General features: G+C 64.0%; 19 protein-coding genes. 14 read left to right on the plus strand and 5 right to left on the minus strand.

Annotated features, from left to right (window positions below; genetic code table 11):
- Positions 1–303 precede the first annotated feature (303 nt).
- The 7 genes from Q2941_RS15745 to Q2941_RS15775 are packed head-to-tail and all read left to right on the plus strand — an operon-like array spanning position 304 to position 7628.
- Entirely contained in the window at positions 304–1113 is an 810-nt protein-coding gene (locus Q2941_RS15745) for an ABC transporter permease (protein ID WP_027525517.1), read from the plus strand.
- 54 nt (positions 1114–1167) lie between these two features.
- Positions 1168–2157, plus strand: coding sequence for an ABC transporter substrate-binding protein (locus Q2941_RS15750; RefSeq protein ID WP_027525516.1), 990 nt, complete (start codon positions 1168–1170; stop codon positions 2155–2157).
- Positions 2157–3005, plus strand: a complete 849-nt coding sequence (locus Q2941_RS15755) for an ABC transporter ATP-binding protein (protein ID WP_458193043.1) — start codon at positions 2157–2159, stop codon at positions 3003–3005. Before Q2941_RS15750 ends, Q2941_RS15755 begins: the two co-directional genes overlap by 1 nt.
- A 5-nt stretch (positions 3006–3010) precedes the next feature.
- A complete protein-coding gene (locus Q2941_RS15760; RefSeq protein ID WP_027525514.1) occupies positions 3011–4414 on the plus strand; it encodes an enolase-like domain-containing protein in 1404 nt (467 codons plus the stop codon).
- Positions 4411–5562, plus strand: a complete 1152-nt coding sequence (locus Q2941_RS15765; RefSeq protein WP_254107046.1) for a Gfo/Idh/MocA family protein — start codon at positions 4411–4413, stop codon at positions 5560–5562. The genes Q2941_RS15760 and Q2941_RS15765 overlap by 4 nt, the downstream gene beginning before the upstream one ends.
- 12 nt (positions 5563–5574) lie before the next feature.
- The gene (locus Q2941_RS15770; RefSeq protein ID WP_458193044.1) at positions 5575–6765 is read left to right on the plus strand and encodes a dihydrodipicolinate synthase family protein; all 1191 of its coding nucleotides are present in this window, start codon (positions 5575–5577) and stop codon (positions 6763–6765) included.
- Positions 6765–7628, plus strand: a complete 864-nt coding sequence (locus Q2941_RS15775; protein ID WP_254107044.1) for a sugar phosphate isomerase/epimerase family protein — start codon at positions 6765–6767, stop codon at positions 7626–7628. Before Q2941_RS15770 ends, Q2941_RS15775 begins: the two co-directional genes overlap by 1 nt.
- A gap of 27 nt (positions 7629–7655) precedes the next feature.
- Here Q2941_RS15775 and Q2941_RS15780 read toward each other — a convergent pair whose 3' ends face one another.
- The 4 genes from Q2941_RS15780 to Q2941_RS15795 all read right to left on the minus strand — a co-directional run bounded on the left by Q2941_RS15780 (position 7656) and on the right by Q2941_RS15795 (position 12813).
- Positions 7656–9065 (minus strand): Spy/CpxP family protein refolding chaperone, encoded by a 1410-nt coding sequence (locus Q2941_RS15780; RefSeq protein WP_458193045.1) that lies wholly within the window; start codon positions 9063–9065, stop codon positions 7656–7658.
- A 542-nt stretch (positions 9066–9607) separates the two neighbouring features.
- Positions 9608–10825, minus strand: a complete 1218-nt coding sequence (gene rocD / locus Q2941_RS15785; RefSeq protein ID WP_458193046.1) for an ornithine--oxo-acid transaminase — start codon at positions 10823–10825, stop codon at positions 9608–9610.
- Between the two features lie 63 nt (positions 10826–10888).
- A complete protein-coding gene (locus Q2941_RS15790; RefSeq protein ID WP_254107042.1) occupies positions 10889–11563 on the minus strand; it encodes a potassium channel family protein in 675 nt (224 codons plus the stop codon).
- A 17-nt stretch (positions 11564–11580) separates the two neighbouring features.
- Positions 11581–12813 (minus strand): cytochrome P450, encoded by a 1233-nt coding sequence (locus tag Q2941_RS15795; protein ID WP_458193047.1) that lies wholly within the window; start codon positions 12811–12813, stop codon positions 11581–11583.
- 104 nt (positions 12814–12917) lie between these two features.
- On the opposite strand from Q2941_RS15795, the gene Q2941_RS15800 reads away from it, so the two are divergent.
- Both Q2941_RS15800 and Q2941_RS15805 read left to right on the plus strand, forming a co-directional pair.
- A complete protein-coding gene (locus Q2941_RS15800) occupies positions 12918–13457 on the plus strand; it encodes a phosphonopyruvate decarboxylase (RefSeq protein ID WP_458193048.1) in 540 nt (179 codons plus the stop codon).
- Positions 13454–14044: a thiamine pyrophosphate-dependent enzyme gene (locus Q2941_RS15805; protein WP_027525505.1), complete on the plus strand. Its 591-nt coding sequence runs from the start codon at positions 13454–13456 to the stop codon at positions 14042–14044. Before Q2941_RS15800 ends, Q2941_RS15805 begins: the two co-directional genes overlap by 4 nt.
- 5 nt (positions 14045–14049) lie before the next feature.
- Here Q2941_RS15805 and Q2941_RS15810 read toward each other — a convergent pair whose 3' ends face one another.
- Entirely contained in the window at positions 14050–15018 is a 969-nt protein-coding gene (locus tag Q2941_RS15810; protein WP_458193049.1) for a DMT family transporter, read from the minus strand.
- A 128-nt stretch (positions 15019–15146) separates the two neighbouring features.
- Here Q2941_RS15810 and Q2941_RS15815 point away from each other — a divergent pair, with 128 nt between their 5' ends.
- The 5 genes from Q2941_RS15815 (at position 15147) to Q2941_RS15835 (ending at position 22042) form a co-directional block, all read left to right on the plus strand.
- Complete coding sequence (locus Q2941_RS15815; RefSeq protein WP_027525503.1) at positions 15147–15815, plus strand: GntR family transcriptional regulator; 669 nt, start codon at positions 15147–15149, stop codon at positions 15813–15815.
- 74 nt (positions 15816–15889) lie between these two features.
- On the plus strand, positions 15890–16591 hold the full coding sequence (locus tag Q2941_RS15820; protein WP_027525502.1) for a TetR/AcrR family transcriptional regulator: 702 nt from the start codon (positions 15890–15892) through the stop codon (positions 16589–16591).
- A gap of 1 nt (position 16592) precedes the next feature.
- Entirely contained in the window at positions 16593–17783 is a 1191-nt protein-coding gene (locus tag Q2941_RS15825) for an efflux RND transporter periplasmic adaptor subunit (RefSeq protein ID WP_027525501.1), read from the plus strand.
- Between the two features lie 71 nt (positions 17784–17854).
- The gene (locus Q2941_RS15830; protein WP_027525500.1) at positions 17855–20950 is read left to right on the plus strand and encodes a MexW/MexI family multidrug efflux RND transporter permease subunit; all 3096 of its coding nucleotides are present in this window, start codon (positions 17855–17857) and stop codon (positions 20948–20950) included.
- Positions 20951–21061: 111 nt separating this feature from the next.
- The gene (locus Q2941_RS15835) at positions 21062–22042 is read left to right on the plus strand and encodes an ABC transporter substrate-binding protein (RefSeq protein ID WP_198031843.1); all 981 of its coding nucleotides are present in this window, start codon (positions 21062–21064) and stop codon (positions 22040–22042) included.
- Positions 22043–22058 lie beyond the last annotated feature (16 nt).

The following is a 22058-nucleotide window of genomic DNA, read 5'->3' on the forward strand; positions in this document are numbered from 1 at the left end:
GCCGCTCGACCCATCCTGCGTACTGCTTCCATAACCCCAGCCGTCATCGCCCGCCTTGTGCGCAATTGCGCACTGGGGCGGGCGATCCAGTATTCCAGAGGCAGCGCGAGGATACGGAGAAACTGCGACGTACTGGATTCCCCGCTTTCACGGGGAATGACACTGAAAGTGTGACGCCTGTTCCGCGATCTAGACAAAGAAGCGGCAACAGGCGCCACAAAACGCCACACAGGAAAGCGCTGGACAGTATTTATCCAACGAGTTAATTTCTCCCAAGAATGAAAAAGAAGACGGGAGTGAGATGTGGCGGAGGCCAGACCGCAAAGCGCGCTGTCGAAGATGCTGAACGCGGCCTGGGTGCGGCCGTTCCTGTTCCTGGTGTTTGTCGTCATTGCCTGGGATCTCGCGATCCGGCTGTTCAGGATCCCCGCCTATCAGATCCCGGCGCCGGCCGACGTCGTCGCGGTGCTGCGTACCGACTGGCCGGAACTGTTGCGGCAGTGCTGGCCGACGACATATGCAACGGTCTGCGGCTTCCTTCTGTCCGCGCTGTTCGGCATTCCCGTGGCGATGCTGATCGCGGGCTCGAAGACGGTGGAGAGCTACGTCTATCCGCTGCTGGTGTTCTCGCAGTCCGTGCCGAAGATCGCGATCGCGCCGCTGTTCGTGGTCTGGTTCGGCTTCGGCATCATTCCAAAAGTGATTTCCGCATTCCTGCTCGGATTCTTCCCCGTGGTGGTCTCCGCCGTGCAGGGCTTCAAGTCGGTCGATCCTGACATGGTCGACCTCGCCCGCGCCATGCAGGGCAGCCGCTTCCAAGTGTTCCGCGCGGTGAACCTGCCGCATGCACTGCCGGCGATCTTCTCCGGCCTGAAAGTCTCGGTGACCCTCGCCGTCGTCGGTGCCGTGGTCGGCGAGTTCGTCGGTTCCAATTCCGGCATCGGCTACGTGATGCAGCGCTCGATCGGAACGTTCGACCTGCCGACGATGTTCGCAGCGCTGGTAATCCTGGCGCTGCTCGGCGTGGTGCTGTTCTGGATCGTCGACCGGATCGAGCGCCTCGTCATTCCCTGGCATGTCAGCCAGCGCGAGGACATCGTTTTCGCCTCATGAGCCAACCAACGGTCAGCAGCGGCCGAAGCCAAAAAAGGAATGGGAGGAGTAGCGATGAAGCGGTTGATGGGAGCTGTCTCGGTGGCGCTGATGGCGCTCGGCGTGGCGCCGGCGCAGGCCGCCGACAAGGTCGTGCTGATGCTCAACTGGTACGTCTATGGCGAGCACGCGCCGTTCTATTACGGCAAGGCGAAGGGCATCTATGCCGCCGAAGGCATCGATCTCGAGATCCAGGAAGGCCGCGGCTCGGCGGCAACGACGCAGGCTGTTGCGGCCAAGACAGCCGACTTTGGCTATGTCGACGTGCCCACCATGATGCGCGCCGCGATCAAGGGCGCGCCCGTGATCGCGACCGGCGTGCTGCTCCAGACCAGTCCGATGTCGGCGATGGGTTTCGTCGACAAGAACATCAGGAAGCCCGAGGACATCAAGGGAAAGACGGTGGCGATCACGCCGGCGGACTCCATGACGCAGATCTGGCCGCTGTTCCTGAAGAAGACGGGCCTCAAGGAGAGCGACTTCCAGACCGTTGCGGGTGACGGCCAGACCAAGCTCAACGCCGTCATCAACGGCCAGGCCGATCTCCTGCTCGGCTACGTCATGGACCAGTCGATGAAGATCAAGGATGCGACGGGCAAGGACGTTTACCCGATCAAGTTTGTCGACTACGGCATCAACATGGTTTCCTCGGGCATCATCGCCAACGCGGACTACGTGAAGGCCAATCCCGATCTTGTCCGTCGCTTCATGTCGGCGACGACGAAGGCGGTGGAAGCCGCCGAGAAGGACCCGAAGACGGCCGCACAGTCGATCCTCGACGCCAATCCGAAGGGCGGCAAGATCGACACGCTGACGCAGGGCTTCGAGCTGACCATTCCGCTCTACCGCACGCCGGAGACGAAGAACAAGCGCCCGTTCGAGGTCACCGACCAGAACATGACCGATACGGTCAACCTGTTGGTCGAATATGGCGGTCTCGACGCCAAGGCCAAGGCGAACCCGAAGGCATTCTACACCAACGATTACCTGCCGAAGGGCGACTAATGAAATCGGCTGCTAGACCAAGCGACGTCGTGCAGCCGGCCGCTCATCTGCGACTGGTGAGTGACCGGGCCGGCAGCGACACATCGGGCATCACACTGTCCGGCGTGTCGAAAACCTATCGCTCGCGCGATGGCGACGTGCCGTCGTTGCGGCCGCTCGACTTCCACATCAATGAGGGCGAGTTTTTCGTCGTTGTCGGCCCGTCCGGCTGCGGCAAGTCCACGCTGCTGAAACTGATCTCCGGGCTCTTGCCGCCGTCGAGCGGTGAGATCCTGGTCGACGGCGAGATGGTGACGAAGCCGCACGGCAATGTCGGCATCGTCTTCCAGAACGCGCTGCTGCTGCCCTGGCGCAACATCCTGTCCAACGTGATGCTGCCGATCGACATGCAGCGGCTGCCGCGGGCGAAATATCTCGAGCGCGCAAGGCAATTGTTGAAGCTGGTCGGCCTCGAAGGGTTCGAGAAGAAGCTGCCCTGGCAGCTCTCCGGCGGCATGCAGCAGCGCGCCTCGATCTGCCGCGCGCTGGTGCACGATCCCGGGATCATGCTGATGGACGAGCCGTTCGGCGCGCTCGATGCCCTGACGCGCGAGCGCATGAATGTGGAGCTGATGCGGATCCAGCGCGAGACCGGCAAGACGGTGCTGCTGATCACGCATTCGATTCCGGAGGCCGTGTTCCTCGCCGACCGCGTCCTGGTCATGACCGAGCGGCCGGGCGCGATCGCAGCGATCTACGACGTGCCGCTGCCGCGCCCGCGCTCGCTCGACGTGATGGCCGATCCCGTCTTTACCGAGCTCGTGCAACGCATCCGCAAGCACTTCTTTTCGCAGGGTTCGCTGGACTAAGGGCCATGCCGTTGCGCCTGAAGCTGCGAGATATAGCGTTCTTCGAACGTCCCGTGCGTTTCGCGCGGCCGTTCCGCTTCGGCGCGATCACGCTTCACGCGACACCGCAGCTCTTCGTGCGTGCCGAGATCGAGGTCGAGGGCAGGGGAATTGCGATCGGCGCCAGTGCCGAGCTGCTGGTGCCAAAATGGTTCGACAAGCGGCCCGAGCTCTCGCCGGCGCAGACGGTCGATGGCTTGCGACGGTCGCTTCAGATCGCGCGGGGGCTGTATCTTGCGCAGACCGGTTTCCTGACCGCGTTCGAGCTGCATGCCGCGTGCATCGGCGCGCAGGTGGCGGCCTGCGCCAAGGAGAACATTCCGCCGCTCGCTGCGGCCTATGGCCCCGCCGAGATTGACAAGGCGGTCCTCGACGCATTGCTGCGCGGCGTCGACACCAGTTTCTTCGACGGGATGGCCCAAAACATCGCCGGCATCGACGAGCGCCTGTCGCCTGATCTCAGTGAAGGCGATGTCGGCCGCTTTCTTGGGCTTGCCAACCAGCACCGGTCCCGGCGTATCGCGATCCGTCATACCGTCGGCCTTGAGGACAAGGTCGAGGGCGAAGGCGGTGTTGCCGATCCACGCGCAAATTCTGGCGCGCGTTACTTCAAGCTCAAGCTCGGCGGCGACCCGGAAGCGGACGCCGCGCGACTGATCCGGATTGGCGGCCAGCTTGCGACGTTGCCTCACCATTACAGCATCACGCTCGACGGCAACGAGCAGTACACCGACTTGAGCGCCCTTGAAGTGCTGGTTGACCGACTGGAGCGCGACAGCGCGCTCGCACCCATCACGGGCAGGTTGCAATATATCGAGCAGCCGCTGCCGCGCGATATTACCCAGCGGACGCCGCTCGGCGCTCTCCGTCGTCGCGACTTCATTATCGACGAGGCGGACGATTCCTATGACGCTTGGCCGACGGCTTTCAGGCTCGGCTATAGCGGCGTATCCTCGAAATCCTGCAAGGGCTTCTACAAGTCGATAGTGAACGCGTCCAGGATGATCGCGCGCGATATGGACGGGGCCGAATGTTTTGTCGCCGGTGAAGACTTGACCTGCCAGCCGGGGCTCGCCCTGCAGCAGGATCTTGCACTGAGCACACTGCTTTGCCTCGATCACGGCGAACGCAACGGCCACCACTATGTCGACGGCTTTGGCGATGCGCCCGCAGAGGAAGCGCAGGCCTTCGCGGCGGCGCATCCCGATCTCTATGCCGATTCTGGCCGGGGCATCCGTCTTTCCATTCACGGCGGCGACCTCCTGACGGGATCGCTCGCCACACCGGGCTTTGCGACGTCGGTCCATCCGGACTGGTCGGCGCTGGCACCCCTCAATCAGCCAGAATCCCTTCAGGAGCAATTGGCATGACCACGCAGCGCCTCGGCCTCATCATGAACGGCGTCACCGGCCGCATGGGGCTCAACCAGCATCTGATCCGCTCGATCGTCGCGATCCGCGACCAGGGCGGCGTCAGGCTGAAGAACGGCGACCGCGTGATGCCCGATCCGATCCTGGTCGGGCGCAGCGCCGACAAGGTCGAGCGGCTGGCAAAGCAGTTCAACATCACGCGCTGGACCACCGATTTCGATGCGGCGCTCGCCGACAAGAACGACAGCGTGTTCTTCGACGCCGCGACCACGCAGGCGCGGCCGAATCTGCTGACCCGCGCCATCAACGCCGGCAAGCACGTCTATTGCGAGAAGCCGATTGCGACCAATTTCGAGGAAGCTGTCGAAGTGGTGCGGCTCGCCAACGCCAAGGGCGTCAAGCACGGCACGGTGCAGGACAAGCTGTTCCTGCCCGGCCTGAAGAAGCTCGCGTTCCTGCGCGATTCCGGATTCTTCGGTCGCATCCTGTCGGTGCGCGGCGAGTTCGGCTATTGGGTGTTCGAAGGCGGCTGGCAGGAGGCGCAGCGGCCATCCTGGAACTATCGCAATGAGGATGGTGGCGGCATCATCCTCGACATGGTCTGCCACTGGCGTTACGTGCTCGACAACCTTTTTGGCGACGTCGAGAGCGTGGTCTGCATCGGCAATACCGATATTCCCGAGCGCTATGACGAGCAGGGACAGAAGTACAAGGCGACGGCCGACGACTCCGCCTACGCCACCTTCCAGCTCAAGGGCGGCATCATCGCCCATATCAACATGTCCTGGGTGACGCGCGTCTATCGCGATGATCTCGTCACCTTCCAGGTCGACGGTACGCTTGGCTCGGCGGTGGCGGGCCTCTCCGACTGCATGATCCAGGCGCGGCAGGCGACGCCCCGGCCGGTGTGGAATCCCGACGAGAAGCGGCTGCACGATTTCTACGGCGACTGGCAGAAGCTGCCGGACAACGTCTCCTACGACAACGGCTTCAAGGAGCAGTGGGAGATGTACATCCGGCACGTCTGCGAGGATGCGCCGTACAAGTTCACGCTGCTCGAAGGCGCCAAGGGCGTACAGCTCGCCGAATGTGCGCTGAAGAGCTGGAAGGAGCGACGCTGGATCGACGTCGCACCAATCAAGGTCTGAGAGGAGGGAGCCATGAACAAGCCAGTCCCGCAGATATCGTCGTTGTCGCTCAAGCTGCCCAGGGCGGATCGCTCGATCGAGACCTATCGGCTCGCGGCCTCGCGCAGCTTCCCTGCCAAGCTCGAGGGCACGCTGAACCGCGTTGCGTTCTCGGCCGCGCACATGGTGGCCGATCCGCTCGCCGACAACGATCCCTGGCTCGCGGCTGCCATCGACTGGGACAAGACCATTGCTTTTCGCGAGCATGTCTGGGATCTCGGCCTTGGTGTTGCCGAAGCCATGGACACCGCGCAGCGCGGCATGGGGCTGGACTGGCCGACCTCGCTGGAATTGATCACGCGTTCGGTTGCGGCCGCAAAGTCGCGCAATGCGCTGGTGTTCTCCGGCGCGGGCACCGATCACCTCGCAGTGGAGGATGCCAAAGGCCTCGACGATGTGATCCGCGCGTATGAAGAGCAGGTTGCGGCGGTCGAGAAGGTTGGCGGTCGGATCATCCTGATGGCGTCGCGCGCGCTGGCAAAGCTCGGCCGCAATGCCGACGACTACGCCAGGGTCTATGATCGCGTGCTGTCGCAGGTCCGCGAACCCGTGATCATCCACTGGCTCGGCGACATGTTCGATCCGGCCCTGACCGGCTATTGGGGTACCCAGGATCTGGACAGGGCGATGGATACCGCCGTCGCGATCATCAACGGCAATGCCGCCAAGGTCGATGGCGTCAAGATCTCGCTGCTCGACATGCAGCGCGAGATCGACATGCGCCGTCGCCTCGACAAGCGCATCAAGATGTACACCGGCGATGACTTCAACTATGCGGAGCTGATCGCCGGCGACGAACAGGGATTTTCGCACGCGCTGCTCGGCATCTTCGATGCCATCGCGCCGGCGGCCTCCTATGCGCTGTCGCGGCTGGCGGCCGGCGACGAGGCCGGCTTCCATGATGTGCTTGGGCCGACGGTGCCCCTGTCGCGTCACATCTTCAAGGTGCCAACGCGCTTCTACAAGACAGGTGTGGTGTTCATGGCCTATCTGAACGGTCATCACGATCATTTCACCATGGTCGGCGGTCAGGAGAGCGCGCGCTCGACGCTCCATCTGGCTGAGCTGTTCCGGCTCGCCGATCAGGCCGGGCTGCTTGCCAATCCGGAAGCCGCGACACAGCGGATGAAGACCGTGATGGCCTTACGCGGAATCGAGGGCTGATGCGCGACTTCTCTTCCGACCATCGCTGGCTGTCGCTGAACACGGCAACGGTCCGCAAGCAGGGCGACCTCGTCGCCATCATTGACGCCTGCGCGCGGCACGGCATCCGTGCCATCGATCCCTGGCGCGATCAGGTCGCGGCCGTCGGGCCGGATCGCGCCGCACGCGCGGTGCGCGACGCCGGGGTTGAGCTCTCAGGCTATTGCCGCGGCGGCATGTTCACGTCTGACGCTGCGCGCCGCGCGGAGGTGCGCGACGACAATCGCCGCTGCGTGGATGAAGCCAAGGCGCTCGGCGCCTCCTGCATCGTGCTGGTCGTCGGCGGCCTGCCGCAATATTCGCGGCCGGGCAGCGGCGCCTCGAAAGATATCGTCGCAGCGCGTGCGCAGGTCGAGGATGCTCTCGCTGAAATGCTCGATTATGCCAGGCAGGCAAAGCTGCCGCTAGCGATCGAGCCCTTGCATCCCGCCTATGCCGCGGACCGCGCCTGTGTGAACACGACGAAGCAGGCGCTCGACATCTGCGACCGGGTCGATCCAGGCCGCACTGGCACGTTGGGCGTCGCGCTCGACGTCTATCACATCTGGTGGGATCCGGAGCTGATGAGCCAGATCGCGCGCGCGGGCCGAGACCGCCTGCTGGCGTTCCACGTCTGCGACTGGCTGGTGCCGACCAAGGACATCCTCAACGACCGCGGCATGATGGGCGACGGCGTCATCGACATCAGATCAGTGCGCAAAGCGGTCGAGGCGCAAGGCTATGCCGGCTATTCCGAGATCGAGATCTTCTCCAACGACTGGTGGGACAAGCCGATGGATGAGGTGCTGCGCAGCTGCATCGAACGGCACCGGACCGTGGTCTAGAATCAAGTCTCAAGCAGCTGGTGGCAATCACTGGCTTGCCGTCCGGGGCATCGTGTTGAAGCGCGCCTTCTGCTCGCTGCTGAGCGTCGCGTAGAACTCGTCCAGCACCGGCTGCACCCAATTGGCCGCCTCCAGCATGGCTTCGAGTCGGTGCTGCATAGCTTCCAATCGCCCAATCGGCGTCAGCGGCACTTGATCCGGGCAGACAGCTTGCAGTCCTTTAACAGCCTGCTTGGTCGCGTCGCTCAGGCGGTCGAGCGCTTCCTTCTGCTTGCCGGCCGGCTGTACCACTGCATCGATCCGTTCGATCGGCAGCTCCGTCAGGCTTGATTTCGGATCGCCGCAGCTCTCGCCCTGAGCATTCGCCTGCTGCTGCTGGGGCTGCTGTTGCGAAGGCTCGCCGATATTGGGGCCGAGCGCATTGAAGCGTGCCTGCTGCTCGTCGCTGAGCGAGCCATAGAACTTCTCGAGCGCCGGCCGAACGATCTTCACCGCCTCGAGCGTGGCGCTGACGCGGTTCGTCATTGCGCGCAAGCGGCCGGGTGGCGTCAGCGCATAGGAATCGTTGCAGGACTGCTTGAATGCATCGGCAGCCTGTGCCGCCGCGGCCTTCAAGTCGTCGAGCAAGCCGCGCTGTTCGGGCGTCGGCCGGACCGCCTGCGTGATCGACTCGAACGGCCAGGCCGTCACGCCCTTGTCCGGAGCGTCACATAGTTGCCGTAGCGCCTGCTGGCTTGCGCTCGAGCCCCGCCTCGCGCGGTAGCCGCCACCGGTTTGCGGATAGTCATAGGGGTTGGTGCTGGCATAGGCTGAATAGGCGCCATCCCCGCCCCAGAACACGGTGTCGACGAAGTCGTCGTAGGCATAGGCCCAGTAGCCGGGGTCGTACCCGTAGGACCAGAACGTGTAGTCGAAAATGTCGGAATAGGCGTAAGGCCAGAACACTGGCCCCAGCCACGCCACGAAGACCGCAGGATGGCGGTGCTGCCAAGCCTCGCGGGGAGCCCAGCCGCTCTGGCGGGTCATGAGCGCCGCCTGGCTCAGCGGACTGGCCTGCTCGCGGAAACGTTCCGCAAATCGCCCGCGCTCGGCGGCCTGCATGGCGGCGGCTCGCCCGACTGCGGCTTGCGCAGGCCCCAACCGCTGCAGGCGCGCCTGATCGCGCTGCTGCATGCTCTGCTCGCGCTGCAGCAGGCGGTTCTGTGTTTGCAGCGTCCGCTCCTGTGCACGTTGCGCTCGCAGGCCTTCCGGCTTCTGCGACTGCAATTGTTGCACGCGCTGTTGCAGCCGATCGATGCGGGTTTGACGTTCCGTGCTCTGGCGCGACAGCGCGTCGCGCTGCCGTTGCTGTACCATTTGCTGGCGCTGCTGGATCTGCTGCTGGTGCTGTTGCGCGCGCTGTTGCACCTGCTCCTGTCGCGACGGCCGCGCGCTCACGGCGGGTGGCGCGCTTGGGCGAGAGGGGGCGGCGATATGCGGCGTCGGCCGCGGGGCCATGGCCGGACGTTGTGGCGCTGCTTGCGGGTGATGGAATTCAGGCCGGGGGGCCGCCACATGCGGGGCCGCTCGCGGCGGCGGCGCAGCGAAGTGTGGGGCCGGACGCGGTGGCGGCGAGGCGAAGTGAGGCGCAGGGTGCGGCGCCATCGCGGGGCGCTGTGGCATGGCCGGTGGATGGAACGCGGGTGCAGCGGGGCGTGCCATGGCTGGCGGCGCCGCCGGGCGGGCTATAGCAGGTGGTGCGGCTGGATGCGGCGCCGCTGCCGGTGGTCCACTCCTTCCATGGGGGTTCTGGGCGGACGCTCCCACGCTCGCCACGATCATCGAGACACCAACCAAAAATGCCGAAAGGCAAGTGCCACGCGGAAGCATGATCGCAACTCCACGCTCGTCCCCATCGCCCGCAATCGTTCAACGCGCTGGCGGCGATATCGTTCGTTCTTGACTGCCGCCGGTCTTGCGGTCTTCCGACGCAGGCAGCCTCAGGAGAAATCCCGCGTGAGGGTGGTGGCGAACCGTTCCAGCGCCCAGTCGACCTGATCGCTGGTGATCACCAGTGGCGGGGCGATGCGGATCGTGTGCTCATGGGTATCCTTGGCGAGGATGCCTTCAACCTGCAGAGCCTCACAGTAGCGGCGCGCGGGGCCGGCCTCTGGATGTAGTTCGACCGCCAGCATCAGCCCGCGTCCGCGCACGTCGCGGACGGTGTTGGCGCGGATGCTACTGAGGCCTTCCAGGAAGCGTTCACCCTGCACCGCGGCATTCTCGATCATTCCTTCCTCGACGAGCACGCGGAGCGCTGCCCGCGCCACAGCACAGGCGAGCGGATTGCCGCCGAACGTCGAGCCGTGCTGGCCAGGCTTCAGCGTGCCGAGGACTTCGTTGTTCGAAAGCACGGCCGAGACGGGGTAGAAGCCGCCCGACAAGGCTTTGCCGAGCAGCGTCACGTCCGCCTCGATGCCTTCGTGCTGTTCCGCGAGCAGCTTGCCGGTGCGGCCGAGTCCGGTCTGGATCTCGTCAAGGATGAGCATCACCTCATGCGTCGTGCAGAGCTCGCGGACCCCTGTGAAATAGCCGGCCGGTGGAATGATGACGCCCGCTTCGCCCTGGATCGGTTCGACCAGGAAGGCGACGGTGTTCGGCGTGATCGCCTCCTCGAGGGCTGCGGCATCGCCGAACGGAATGATCCTGAAGCCCGGCGCGAACGGTCCGAAGTGCCCGCGCGTTGCCGGATCCGTCGAGAAGCCGACCACACCAAGAGTGCGTCCGTGGAAGTTGTTGGCGCAGACGATGATCTCGGCTTGTCCGTCCGGCACGCCCTTCACCTCATAGCCCCATTTGCGCACCGACTTGATCGCGCTCTCCACCGCCTCGGCCCCGCTGTTCATCGGCAGCACCTTGTGGGAGCCCGTCAGTTCCGCAATCTCCTCGTAGAACGGGGCGAGCTGATCGTTGTGGAATGCACGCGAGGTTAGGGTCAGTCGGCTCGCCTGCTCGACCATGGCGGCCAGAATCTTGGGGTGACAGTGGCCCTGGTTGAGAGCCGAATAGGCGGAGAGGCAATCCAGATAGCGGTTGCCCTGGGTGTCCCATACGAAGACGCCTTCGCCGCGCGACAGGACAACGCCGAGCGGCTCGTAATTGCGGGCGCCGAAACGCGCCTCTCTCGCGATGAAATCAGCGACTGGCGGACTACTCATCCTTCGTCACTCCAGCTGGTCTGCCTTGTCCATTCTAGCCGAAAATGCGTGACACGTTCAAACTCACTCCTTGTCGCGGTGCTCGAGCTCCAGCGTCACCAGCCTCGCCAGCAGGGTGGCCGGATAGAGCTGTCCGAATATGGCTTCGAGATTGCAGAGGCTGCGAACGACGGGATGCACGGGTGCAACGTCGCCATAGCCGGTCGTCGTCATGGTTGCGAAGCTGAAATAGATCACCTGGCTTGCCAGCGCCGGACTATCCTCTACCTTCATGCCGGAAAAGGCTTCCGGCACGAGCGACCCGACGAACGTGAAAAGGGCTGCGAAGATCACGGCGACCGTGAAGTAGAGCAGGACGGCGCCGATGACGCGATGAAAATTGATGCGCCCAGGTGCAAAGGTCGCGCGTGCCACCGCCCACGCCATCGTGACGCCGAGGATGAACCATGAGCCGGCAAAGAGGTTGAGGTCGAGCAGCGAGGGCGAGTGGAATCGCAGGACGGCGCCGGTGACGATCATGACGAGTGCGATCAGCATCGCGCCGACCGCGATCGGACTCCCCGAGATGATGAAGATGCCGCAAACGAGCAGCAGGGCGAGCACGAGCTCGGACACCTGGAAGGCGAAGATCCCGAGTGCCTGCAGCGGCGCAATGACGAACATCATGACGACGAGGAGGCCCGTCAGCGCCGTCAGGAGGGGATCGGCCCAGCGGTCGCGCAAGCTCTTGATACTCATGGAATCCTCGCCACGCGTCAGCCGATGGAGCACGGCACGTTGAGGAAGCCGCGGAACCGGACGCGGCCACCGCGCACGGGCTTCCCGCTCAAGGCATAGTTCGGGAATTGCGCCAGGAAGCGCGAAATCGCGATCGCGCCTTCCAGCCGCGCCAGCGCCATGCCGGCACATTGATGCGCGCCGGTGGCGAAAGCGAGATGCCGGTTCGGCGTGCGCGCGATGTCGAAGATCTCAGGATCAGGAAATTGCACGGGATCGCGGTTCGCGGCGCCAATGCACAGCGTGATCGAGGTGCCGGCCTCCAGCATCACGCCGCCGAGCTCGACCGCTTCAGTGGTCATGCGGTTGCCGAGCTGGTTCGAGCTCTCATAGCGCAGCATCTCCTCGACCGCCGTCTTGATCAGGTCGGGGTTCTGGATCAGCCGCTGCTTCTGGTCCGGATGGCGATCGAGTGCCACGAGGCCATTGCCGATCAGATTGGTGGTGGTCTCGTGGCCGGCATTGAGCAGGAAGATGCAATTGTGCAGCAGCTCGGTCTCGGTCAGCCGCTCGCCGTTGTCCTCACCGCTGCCTTCTCCTTGGATCAGGCGAGTCAGCACGTCGCGCTCGGGATTGCCGGGCTTTTGCCGGCGGCGCGCGACGAGCGTCTGGAGATAGCTAAGGAAATCCTTCACCGCTTGATTGCCGCGCGCAAAAGCCTCCGGCGAGACGACTGGCTCGAGCGCGCCCAAGATCGCCAGCGACCAGCCGCGCAGCGGCTCGCGCTCGTCATGGGGGACGTCGAGCAGGTTGCCGATCACTTCGATGGGAATGGTGGCGGCGTAATCGCCGATTAACTCGCAGTCGCCTTTGGCAGCGATCGCATCGAGCAGCCGGTCAACCAGCGCGATGAGGTCGCCCTCCATGCTGGCGATCGCGCGCGGCGACAGCGCGCCCATGATCAGGCGCCGCACGCGGGTGTGCGCGGGCGGATCGTTGAACACGAGGCTCGTGGTGTGGTGCTCGTAGAGCAGGGAGGCGCCGTATTTCGGCGTGAACTCCTTCTTCTTGTCCGAGCTGAACGATCTCGTGTTCTTGTAGGTGGTGACGAGATCGTCATAGCGCGTCAGGAACACCGTGCCGTTCGGCAGGCGCTTGACCGGCTCGTTCTCCCGCAGTGCACGATAAGTCGGGTAGGGGTTGTCGTAGAACTCGGGCGTCAGCCGCTCCAGGTCGAAGCTCGCCGCCAGCTCTCTCGCGTGTGCGTTCATCCCGCTATACTCACCGGTTAAAGCCGATATGCCGTTATTGTTCTTCGAACGACGCATGCGTCCGTCTAGACTTCTTCCGACTTGCTAGCCGACTGGACACCAAAATGCACGCGCGCACTGATGCTGATGCCCCGCCGTCATGGCCCGACGAGATCTTCGCGGTCCTGGAGCGCTTCGAGGTCCGGCAGGTGCCTTATGTGCCCGATGCCGGTCACTCCCAACTCATCAAGCGCGTGCTCGCGTCATCTAGCATGCGCGGCATTCCGCTCACGACCGAGGAGGAGGGCGTGGCGCTGCTGGCGGGCGCCTGGACCGGCGGGCAGCGCGGCGTGCTGCTGATGCAGTCGAGCGGGGTCGGCAACTGCATCAACATGCTGTCGCTGATCCCGATCCTGCGCTTTCCGTTCCTCACGCTGGTGACGATGCGCGGCGAAGGGGGCGAGTTCAATCCCTGGCAAGTGCCGATGGGATCGACCACCCAAGGCGTCTTCGAACTCTCCGGCGTCCAGGTCCTGCGTGCATCGCATGCCGCCGAAGTGCCGGCCGTGTTGGAGGCCGCCGCAGCGCAGGCCTACAACGCGTTGACGCCGACCGCCGTCCTCCTGTCGCAGCGCCTGATCGGCGCCAAGGTTTTCACCAAATGAGCAAGACCAATCTCCTCGATCGCCGTCAGGTCGTCGCCGCGCTGCTTGCGAACCGCAGGGATGTGGTCGCGATCGGTGGCTTGGGCGCCTCGACCAACGACATCACTGCCGCCGGTGACCACGCGCGCAATTTCTATCTCTGGGGCGGCATGGGCGGCGCCGCGATGATCGGCCTGGGGCTGGCGCTGGCCCAGCCAGAACTGCCGGTGCTTGTCATCACCGGCGACGGCGAGATGCTGATGGGGATGGGCAGCCTTGCCACCATCGGCCTGCAGAAGCCCGCCAACCTCTCGATCGTGGTGCTGGACAATGAGCGCTACGGCGAGACCGGCGGCCAGACCAGTCATACCTCGGCCGCCGCCGACCTCGTCGGCGTCGCCAGGGCCTGCGGCATCGGGGATAGCCGGGCGATCTCCACCATGGCGGAGGTCGAGAGCTTCGCCGCGTCCGTCCATGACGTCAGGGGCGGCCCCCGCTTTGCCAACGTGAAGATCGACAGCGCCGAGCTGGCCCGCATCCTGCCCACCCGCGACGGCACCTACATCGTCAACCGGCTGCGCGGCGACCTCGGGTTCCCGCCGATCTAGCTCGGTCACTTCCCGTCCAGCTTGCGGACGTGAGCGGCGACGATGAGCACGCCCGACACGATCAGGACACCACCGATCGTCTGCATCCATGTCATCCGTTCGTCGAGGCCGACATAGCCTGAGATGACGGTTGCGGCCGGTCCCAGCGCGCTGATCATCGCGACGCGGCTCGCGCCGATACGACGCAGTGCCTCCGCCATCATGAACAGGGGCATCACGGTTGAGAACACCGCCATGGCAAGCGCGAGCTCGTAGACGCGAATGGGCAGCACGAGCGCGCCGAGCGGCCGCAGCAGCAGGAACTGCACGATGCAATAGACGCTGGCCGCGGCGGTCGCATAGGCCGTGAAACGGATCGATCCGAGCCTGGCAACGACTTCGCCACTGCCGACGAGATAGATCGAGAAGGTGACCGCGCTGAGCATCACCAGGAGAGCACCCAGCCAGAAGTTTGCGTTCGGCTTGTCGAACTGGGCGGAGAGTACGAGCGCGACGCCCGCATAGGTGATGAGCAGCGCAACGACTTCGCGCTGCGAAATCCGCTTGCCCAGGACCAGCGCGGAAATGATCACCACGATCGTCGGATACAGGAACAGCAGCAGGCGGCCGATCCCGGCGGCCACGAATTGCAGTCCAAACATGTCGAGAAAGCTCGACAGGTAGTAGCCGATGAAACCAAGCGCCGCGAGGGCCATCGCGTCGCATCTTGTGAGCGGGGCGGGAGCTGCCGAGGAACGGTGATGAAGCGCCAGCGCCGCGGCCAGGAACGGCAATGAGAAGATCATCCGCAGCGCCAGCAGCGTCACCGGATCGCTCATGTCCTCATAGGCAAGCTTGACGAAGATCGCACGCAGCGAAAACGCGATCGCCGCGACCGCCGCCAGGCCGACGCCGACGAGGTTGTGAGCGGCGGACACCGGGCGGGCGGTGCTGACCGCATCCGGCATCTCTTCGTCATCCGTGGTCGTCGTCATTCCTCACCTTCTTTCCCTGGAATACCGTTTTGGGATACCAAAATGAAGTTGAATGGGATACCAAAAAGGGATACCATTGTTCACAATTGCGAGCGGTATGACGCGCGCGGAAGGCTGGAGATTTCGGCGTGTCGCAGATGCTGCTGATCCACGATCAGCTCAGGGAAATGATTCTCTCGCTGGACCTCGGGCCCGGCGAGCGTCTGACCGAGCGCTGGCTGGAAGGTCGCTTCCAGAGCTCGCGCACGCCCATTCGCGCCGCGCTGGCGCGGTTGGAGGGCGAGGGCCTGGTGCAGCGGGAGGGGCGGAATTGGGCCGTGGCCCCGATCGATCTCGGCGAAATCGAAGCCCTGGCCGAATTTCGTGAGCCGCTCGAGGTGACCGCGGTGCGGCTTGCCTGCGCGCGAGCGGCGTCGGCGGATCTCGATGGCATCGAAGAAATGCTCAATGCCTGCCGTTCTGACGTGCCACGCGAGGAGTGGCACAAGATCGGTACCGACTTCCATGTCGAAATTGCCCGGCTCAGCGGCAACAAGTTTCTCGTCGCCGCGATCGACGGGGTGATGATCAGGCTCTCGCGAGCCCGCTGGCTCGAGGTCTGGACCGAGTCGTCACGCGAGCAGGCCTGGAGCGAGCACCGCCGAATCCTCGGCTATATCCGCAGCGGGCAGTCAGAGGAGGCCGCACGAGAGGCTTCTGCCCATGTGCGCGATACGCGGGATCGTCTGCTGCGCTCGCTGAACGCGGACCGGCGCGGCCTCCGCGCCCGGGGGTTTGCTATCGTCGGGGCGCGCTGAGCTTTGTCACCTCATCGAGGTTGCATCGCAGCACTCTACTTGACTTTTGCGTGGGTGAGTGCTTACTCACTAACATGAGCTCACTGCGTATGACGAGCGACCTGAGGAGGCAACTCATCCTCGGTGCCGCGAAACGTTGCTTTGCCCGTCACGGGTATACCGGCACCACGACCAAGAGCGTGGCGGCCGCCGCTGCCATTTCTGAAGCGCTGCTGTTCAAGCATTTCCCGTCCAAGGCCGCGCTGTACGCCGAGATCCTCAGCGACGAGTGCGAGGCTGATCCGGCACTGATGGAGCTTCTTGAGCGGGAGCCGTCAACAGCCACCCTGGTCGAGCTGATCCGGAGCATGGTCGAGCACTTCATGCAGATCGCAGACAGCCCGGATCAGGAGGAGGCGCAGCGCCTGCGGCTGATGGTTACTAGCCATCTGGATGATGGCGAATTCGCGCGCCTGCTATATGCCAAGATCGAGAATCTGATCGGAGCCGTTTTCGTCGCCTCGCTGGAGCGCGCGGTGGCGGCGGGCGACGCAAGGCCCTGCGCAACGGATCCGCTCAACCTGTTCTGGTTCGCGCACCATTCGGTGATGACGGCTGCGCTGACCAGGCTGCCGGCCACGCCTTGCCTCGCCTACGGCAAAGCGGGCGATCTGGGGCGGCAGCTCTGTGAGTTTCTCCTGAGAGGTATCGGACTTAACGACGCCGCAATTGCTTCGCATCTGGGCCACGTTTTGGCGCCGGGTGCCGGCGAGGCGGCGATTGCAGAAAGTGCATGACATGAACATCGTGGCTGAACACAAAATATCGGGCGAACCGATCGACAAGGCGCCCAAGCGCCCGGTGAAGCCGGTGCGCTGGTTCATCATTGTCGGTTTGCTGCTCGGCGCACTCGTCGGCGGGCTGGTCTGGTTCAATTCTTTCCGTGGCCAGATGATCAAGCAGTTCTTCGCCAACAACAAGCCGCCGCCGGTGAGCGTCAGCGCGGCCGAGGCGAAGTCCGAGGTGGTGCCGAACCTGTTGACCGCGGTCGGCGAGCTCGCCGCCGTGCATCAGGTCAACGTCACCGCCGACGTCAACGGCCGTGTCACCGAGATCAAGTTCGAGCCGGGCGCGCATGTCGAGGAAGGCACGCCGCTGGTGCAGCTCTTCGACGCGCCAGAGCAGGGTGACCTTGCCAACTTCAAGGCGCAGGCAACGGTGGCGCAGCTCTCCCTCGACCGCGCCAAGCAGCTCGCCTCACGCCAGTTCGGTCCGCAGGCGACCGTCGACCAGGCGCAGGCTTCCTACGATCAGGCGATGGCAGGCATCGCCAAGACGGAGGCGCTGATCTCGCAGAAGCTGGTGCGGGCGCCGTTCTCCGGCGATCTCGGCGTGCGCAAGGTCGAAGTCGGCCAGTATCTCACCGCGGGCACGGCCATCGTGTCGCTGACGGATCTGTCGGTGCTGTGGGCCAATTTCACGGTGACGGAGAAGGACTCAGGCAATCTGAAGGTCGGCCAGACCGTGCGGCTGAAGGTCGATGCCTATCCGGGCCGCGTCTTCGAGGGCAAGATCACCACCATCGAGCCGCAGATCGCGAGCGACACCCGCAACATCCGCGTGCAGGCGACGATCGCGAATCCGGACAAGATCCTGAAGCCCGGCATGTTCGTGACCACGACGGTGGTGCTGCCGGACAAGCCTCCGGTGATCACCGTTCCGGAGACGGCGGTCGACTACACGCTCTATGGCGACTCGGTGTTCGTCATCACGGAGAAGCAGGGAGAGGACGGCAAGACCAGCCTGAATGCCGTGCGCACTTTCGTGCAGACCGGCAATCGGGTCGAAGGCCGCGCCGAGATCCTCAAGGGCCTGAAGCCGGGTGACAAGGTCGTCGCCCTCGGCCAGCTCAAGCTGCAATCGGGCGCAGCCGTGGCGATTTCGCCCGATCCGGCGCCGGCCATTCCGGCGCAGCCGCCGCGCTACTGACAACGCGCTCGCGTGATCCGGCCTGACGCCGGATCACGCCACTCAAGCAAAACGAATTCGAGATCGCCGCGATGGCCTTTACCGATATCTTCATCAAGCGACCGGTCCTGTCGGTCGTCGTCAGCCTGCTGATCCTCCTGATCGGCCTACGTGCGGCGATGGTGCTGCCGATCCGGCAATATCCCAAACTGTCGAACACGGTCGTGAACGTCACGACCTCTTATCCCGGCGCGTCCGCGGACCTGATCCAGGGCTTCATCACGACGCCGATCGAGCAGGCGGTCGCGTCCGCCGAGGGCGTCGACTACATCACGTCATCGTCCGTGCAGGGCACGAGCACGATCCAGGTCTACATCAAGCTGAACTTCGATCCGAACCAGGCGCTCACCGAGGTGCTCGCCAAGGTGAATTCGGTCAAATATCTGATCCCGAAGGAATCGAACGATCCGATCGTCACCAAGACGACGGGCCAGACCACGGCGGTGATGTATATCGGCTTCTCCTCGGAGGAGCTCTCGGGCTCGGCGATCTCGGACTACCTGACGCGTGTGGTGCAGCCGGTGCTGTCGACCGTCGACGGCGTCGCGTCGGCCGACATCCTGGGCGGCCAGACCTTTGCGATGCGGCTGTGGCTTGATCCCGTGAAGATGGCCGGCCGCAATGTGTCGCCGGCCGATGTCGCGGCCGCGATCACCGCCAACAACTTCCAGTCGGCGGCCGGCCAGACCAAGGGCTATCTCATCGTCTCCAATATCAATACCAACACGGGCCTCACCGACGTCAATCAATTCAAGAAATTGATCGTCAAGGCCAAGGACGGCGGCTTCGTTCGGATGGAGGACATCGCGACCGTCGAGCTTGCCGCCCAAAGCACCGATGCGAGCGTCGCCTTCAACGGCGATCATGCCATCTTCATCGGCGTGAACGCGACGCCGCAGGGCAACCCGCTCACGCTGGTGAAGGGCGTGCGCGCGCTGTTCCCCGAACTGGAGCGCAATCTGCCGCCGTCGATGAAGATGAAGGTCGCCTACGACTCGACCAAGTTCATCCAGTCCTCGATCGACGAGGTCGAGAAGACGCTTGGCGAGGCCGTGATCATCGTCATCGTGGTGATCTTCCTGTTCCTGGCCTCGTTCCGATCGGTGATCATTCCGGTCGTCACGATCCCGCTCTCGATGATCGGTGTCTGCACCCTGATGCTCGCGATGGGTTTCACCTTCAACCTGCTGACGCTGCTCGCGATGGTGCTCGCCATCGGTCTCGTCGTCGACGACGCCATCGTGGTGGTGGAGAACATCCACCGCCATCTGGAGGAGGGCAAGACGCCGGTGCAGTCTGCGCTGCAAGGCGCGCGCGAGATCGTCGGGCCCGTCATATCGATGACGATTACGCTGGCCGCGGTGTATGCTCCGATCGGCTTCCTCGGCGGCCTGACCGGTTCGCTGTTCCGCGAATTCGCCTTCACGCTTGCAGGCTCGGTGATCGTGTCCGGCGTCATCGCGCTGACACTGTCGCCGATGATGTGCTCGGTGCTCCTGAAGAGTGCCGACGAAGGGCGCTTCGGCAAACTCGTGAACAAGGTGTTCGGCGCGGTGACGCGCTGGTACGGCCGCAAGCTCGACCGCTCGCTCGACTATCGTCCAGTCACGTTCCTCTGTGCGATGACCATTCTGGGATTGGTCGGATTCCTGTGGTTCCATACCTCGGCTGAGCTTGCACCCGAGGAAGATCAGGGCATCGTGTTCGCGGTGACCAAGGCGCCGAAATACGCCAACATCGACTATCTCGATTTCTATGGCGAGAAGCTCGACAAGAAGTTCCAAAGCTTCCCCGAGACCGACCTGCGCTTCGTGCTGAATGGCATCAACGGCCCGCAGAACGGCATCGCCGGTATGCTGCTAAAGCCCTGGGACGAGCGCAAACGCTCGTCGATCAAGCTGAAGCCGCTGGTGCAGGCTGAGCTCTCCAAGATCGAGGGCGTGCAGGCGTTCGCCTTCAACCTGCCGCCGCTGCCGGGCGGGCCGGGCGGTCTGCCGGTGCAGATGGTGATCAACTCGACCGCCGGTTTCCAGACCGTCTATGAGCAGATGGAGAAGCTGAAGGACGCCGCGCGCAAGAGCGGCATGTTCATCGTCTCCGACAGCGATCTCAACTTCAACCAGCCGACGGTGAAGGTGAAGATCGATCGCACCAAGGCGCAGGACCTCGGCATCAACATGCAGAACGTCGGCAGCGCGCTGGCGGTGCTCTTGGGTGGCAACTACATCAACCGCTTCAATCTCGAGGGACGCTCCTACCAGGTGATCCCGCAGGTGCCACGCGGCCAGCGGCTCTCGCCTGAGTTGCTCGGCGGCTACTACGTGACGACGAACACCGGTCAGCAGCTTCCGCTGTCGACGGTGGTGTCGATCGAGACCTCGACCGATCCGAACTCGCTGTCCCACTACAATCAGCTCAACTCGGCGACCTTCTCGGCCGTGCCGATGCCGGGCGTGACCATGGGACAAGCGGTCGACTTCCTCGAAGGCGAGGCCAAGAAGCTGCCGCAAGGCTTTAGTCACGACTATCTCTCCGAAAGCCGACAGTACGTGCAGGAGGGCAATCAGCTTCTCATTACGATGGGATTTGCGCTGATTATCATCTTCCTGGTGCTGGCGGCGCAGTTCGAGAGCTTGCGTGACCCGCTGGTCATCATGATCTCGGTGCCGATGGCGATCGTCGGCGCCCTGATCCCGCTCTATTTTGGCGTGGCGACCATGAACATCTACACGAAGGTCGGATTGCTGACGCTGATTGGCCTGATCACCAAGCACGGCATCCTGATGGTGGAGTTCGCCAACGAGCTCCAGATCAACGAACGGCTCGACCGCCGCTCGGCGATCGAAATGGCGGCCCGCATCCGTCTGCGGCCGATCCTGATGACGACAGCTGCGATGGTCACCGGCCTGATCCCGCTGCTGACCGCGACGGGCGCCGGCGCGGCCAGCCGGTTCTCGATCGGCCTCGTGGTCGTGGTGGGCATGTCGATCGGCACGCTGTTCACGCTGTTCGTGCTGCCGGCGGTCTATGTGGTGCTCGCGACCGACCACCGCGCCAAGACCGAATCCGAACGGAACAAGCAGATCGAGGCGCTGGATGTCGGCTCCAGCGCGCTGCGGCCGACCTGAGGCCGATCGATCGAAGATGCAAAGCGGCAATGGCCATCGCCATTGCCGCTTTTTTCTTGTCCCATGCTAGACTTGCGCGGTGCGCTGTTGCGCCAGAGCAGGGAAGACATGATGAGGCGGCGCGAATTCCTGGGAGGGCTTGGCTGCGTTTCGCTGCTTTGTTCGGGCTCGGTCGTGGCACAGGGCGGCAAGACCTACCGTCTCGGCACGCTGACACCGATCGTGCCCATTGCGGAGACGAGTCCGGGCGGCAAGATCCTGATCAAGGTGCTCGGCGAGCGTGGCTTCAGCCTCGGTCAGAATCTCAGTCTTGAGCCTCGCGGCGCGGCAGGCGATGTCGCCAAGCTCCCCTCGCTGATCGCGGATCTGAAATCCAGGAGCGTCGATGCCATTGTCATCATAGGCTACCCGACGGCCATGGCCGCAAAGGCGGCGGGCGTACCTACTGTTGCGGCAAGTGGCATCGGCGATCCCGTCGAGACCCGGCTCATCGAAAGCCTCGCTCATCCCGGTGGCAACATCACCGGCATTTCGGACGTCGCGGCGACGCTCAGTGCCAAGCGGCTGGCGTTGTTGAAGGAGATGTCGCCGAAGCTGACCAAGGTCGCCATGCTCTGGAACAAGGACGACCTCGGCATGACCACGCGCTACCAGGCATCGGCGAAGGCCGCCCAGGCGCTCGGGCTGACCGTGCAGGCGCTCGGCGTCCGCGAGCCCGACGATTTCGACGAGGCCTTCTCGGTGATGTCAGGCGATTTGCCGGATGGCATCCTGATGGTGGCGGATGCGCTCACCATTCTCAACCGCAAGCGGGTGTTCGAGTTTGCCGCCGTCCGGAAGCTGCCAGCAATCTACGAAAATGATGACTTCGCCCGCGACGGCGGGCTGATGTCCTACGGACCGGACGTGTCGGAATGTTTCGAGCGGGCAGCAGCACTGGTCGCCCGCATTTTCAGCGGAGCGAATCCCGGCGATCTGCCATTCGAGCAGCCGACCCGCTATCCCCTCGCGCTCAACCTGAAGACGGCCAAAGCGACTGGACTCGAGATTCCACCCACCCTGCTGGCGCTCGCCGACGAGGTCATCGAGTAGCGTTGTGCACTGCGGC

The sequence above is a fragment of the Bradyrhizobium sp. UFLA05-153 genome (genome assembly GCF_054185185.1).

Excerpts from the sequence above, each read along its gene's own strand:
- Q2941_RS15750 (WP_027525516.1), top strand. The coding sequence starts at position 1,168 with ATGAAGCGGTTGATGGGAGCTGTCTCGGTGGCGCTGATGGCGCTCGGC.
- Q2941_RS15755 (WP_458193043.1), top strand. The coding sequence starts at position 2,157 with ATGAAATCGGCTGCTAGACCAAGCGACGTCGTGCAGCCGGCCGCTCAT.
- Q2941_RS15760 (WP_027525514.1), top strand. The coding sequence starts at position 3,011 with ATGCCGTTGCGCCTGAAGCTGCGAGATATAGCGTTCTTCGAACGTCCC.
- Q2941_RS15765 (WP_254107046.1), top strand. The coding sequence starts at position 4,411 with ATGACCACGCAGCGCCTCGGCCTCATCATGAACGGCGTCACCGGCCGC.
- Q2941_RS15770 (WP_458193044.1), top strand. The coding sequence starts at position 5,575 with ATGAACAAGCCAGTCCCGCAGATATCGTCGTTGTCGCTCAAGCTGCCC.
- Q2941_RS15775 (WP_254107044.1), top strand. The coding sequence starts at position 6,765 with ATGCGCGACTTCTCTTCCGACCATCGCTGGCTGTCGCTGAACACGGCA.
- rocD (WP_458193046.1), bottom strand. The coding sequence starts at position 10,825 with ATGAGTAGTCCGCCAGTCGCTGATTTCATCGCGAGAGAGGCGCGTTTC.
- Q2941_RS15790 (WP_254107042.1), bottom strand. The coding sequence starts at position 11,563 with ATGAGTATCAAGAGCTTGCGCGACCGCTGGGCCGATCCCCTCCTGACG.
- Q2941_RS15795 (WP_458193047.1), bottom strand. The coding sequence starts at position 12,813 with ATGAACGCACACGCGAGAGAGCTGGCGGCGAGCTTCGACCTGGAGCGG.
- Q2941_RS15800 (WP_458193048.1), top strand. The coding sequence starts at position 12,918 with ATGCACGCGCGCACTGATGCTGATGCCCCGCCGTCATGGCCCGACGAG.
- Q2941_RS15805 (WP_027525505.1), top strand. The coding sequence starts at position 13,454 with ATGAGCAAGACCAATCTCCTCGATCGCCGTCAGGTCGTCGCCGCGCTG.
- Q2941_RS15810 (WP_458193049.1), bottom strand. The coding sequence starts at position 15,018 with ATGACGACGACCACGGATGACGAAGAGATGCCGGATGCGGTCAGCACC.
- Q2941_RS15820 (WP_027525502.1), top strand. The coding sequence starts at position 15,890 with ATGAGCTCACTGCGTATGACGAGCGACCTGAGGAGGCAACTCATCCTC.
- Q2941_RS15825 (WP_027525501.1), top strand. The coding sequence starts at position 16,593 with ATGAACATCGTGGCTGAACACAAAATATCGGGCGAACCGATCGACAAG.
- Q2941_RS15830 (WP_027525500.1), top strand. The coding sequence starts at position 17,855 with ATGGCCTTTACCGATATCTTCATCAAGCGACCGGTCCTGTCGGTCGTC.
- Q2941_RS15835 (WP_198031843.1), top strand. The coding sequence starts at position 21,062 with ATGAGGCGGCGCGAATTCCTGGGAGGGCTTGGCTGCGTTTCGCTGCTT.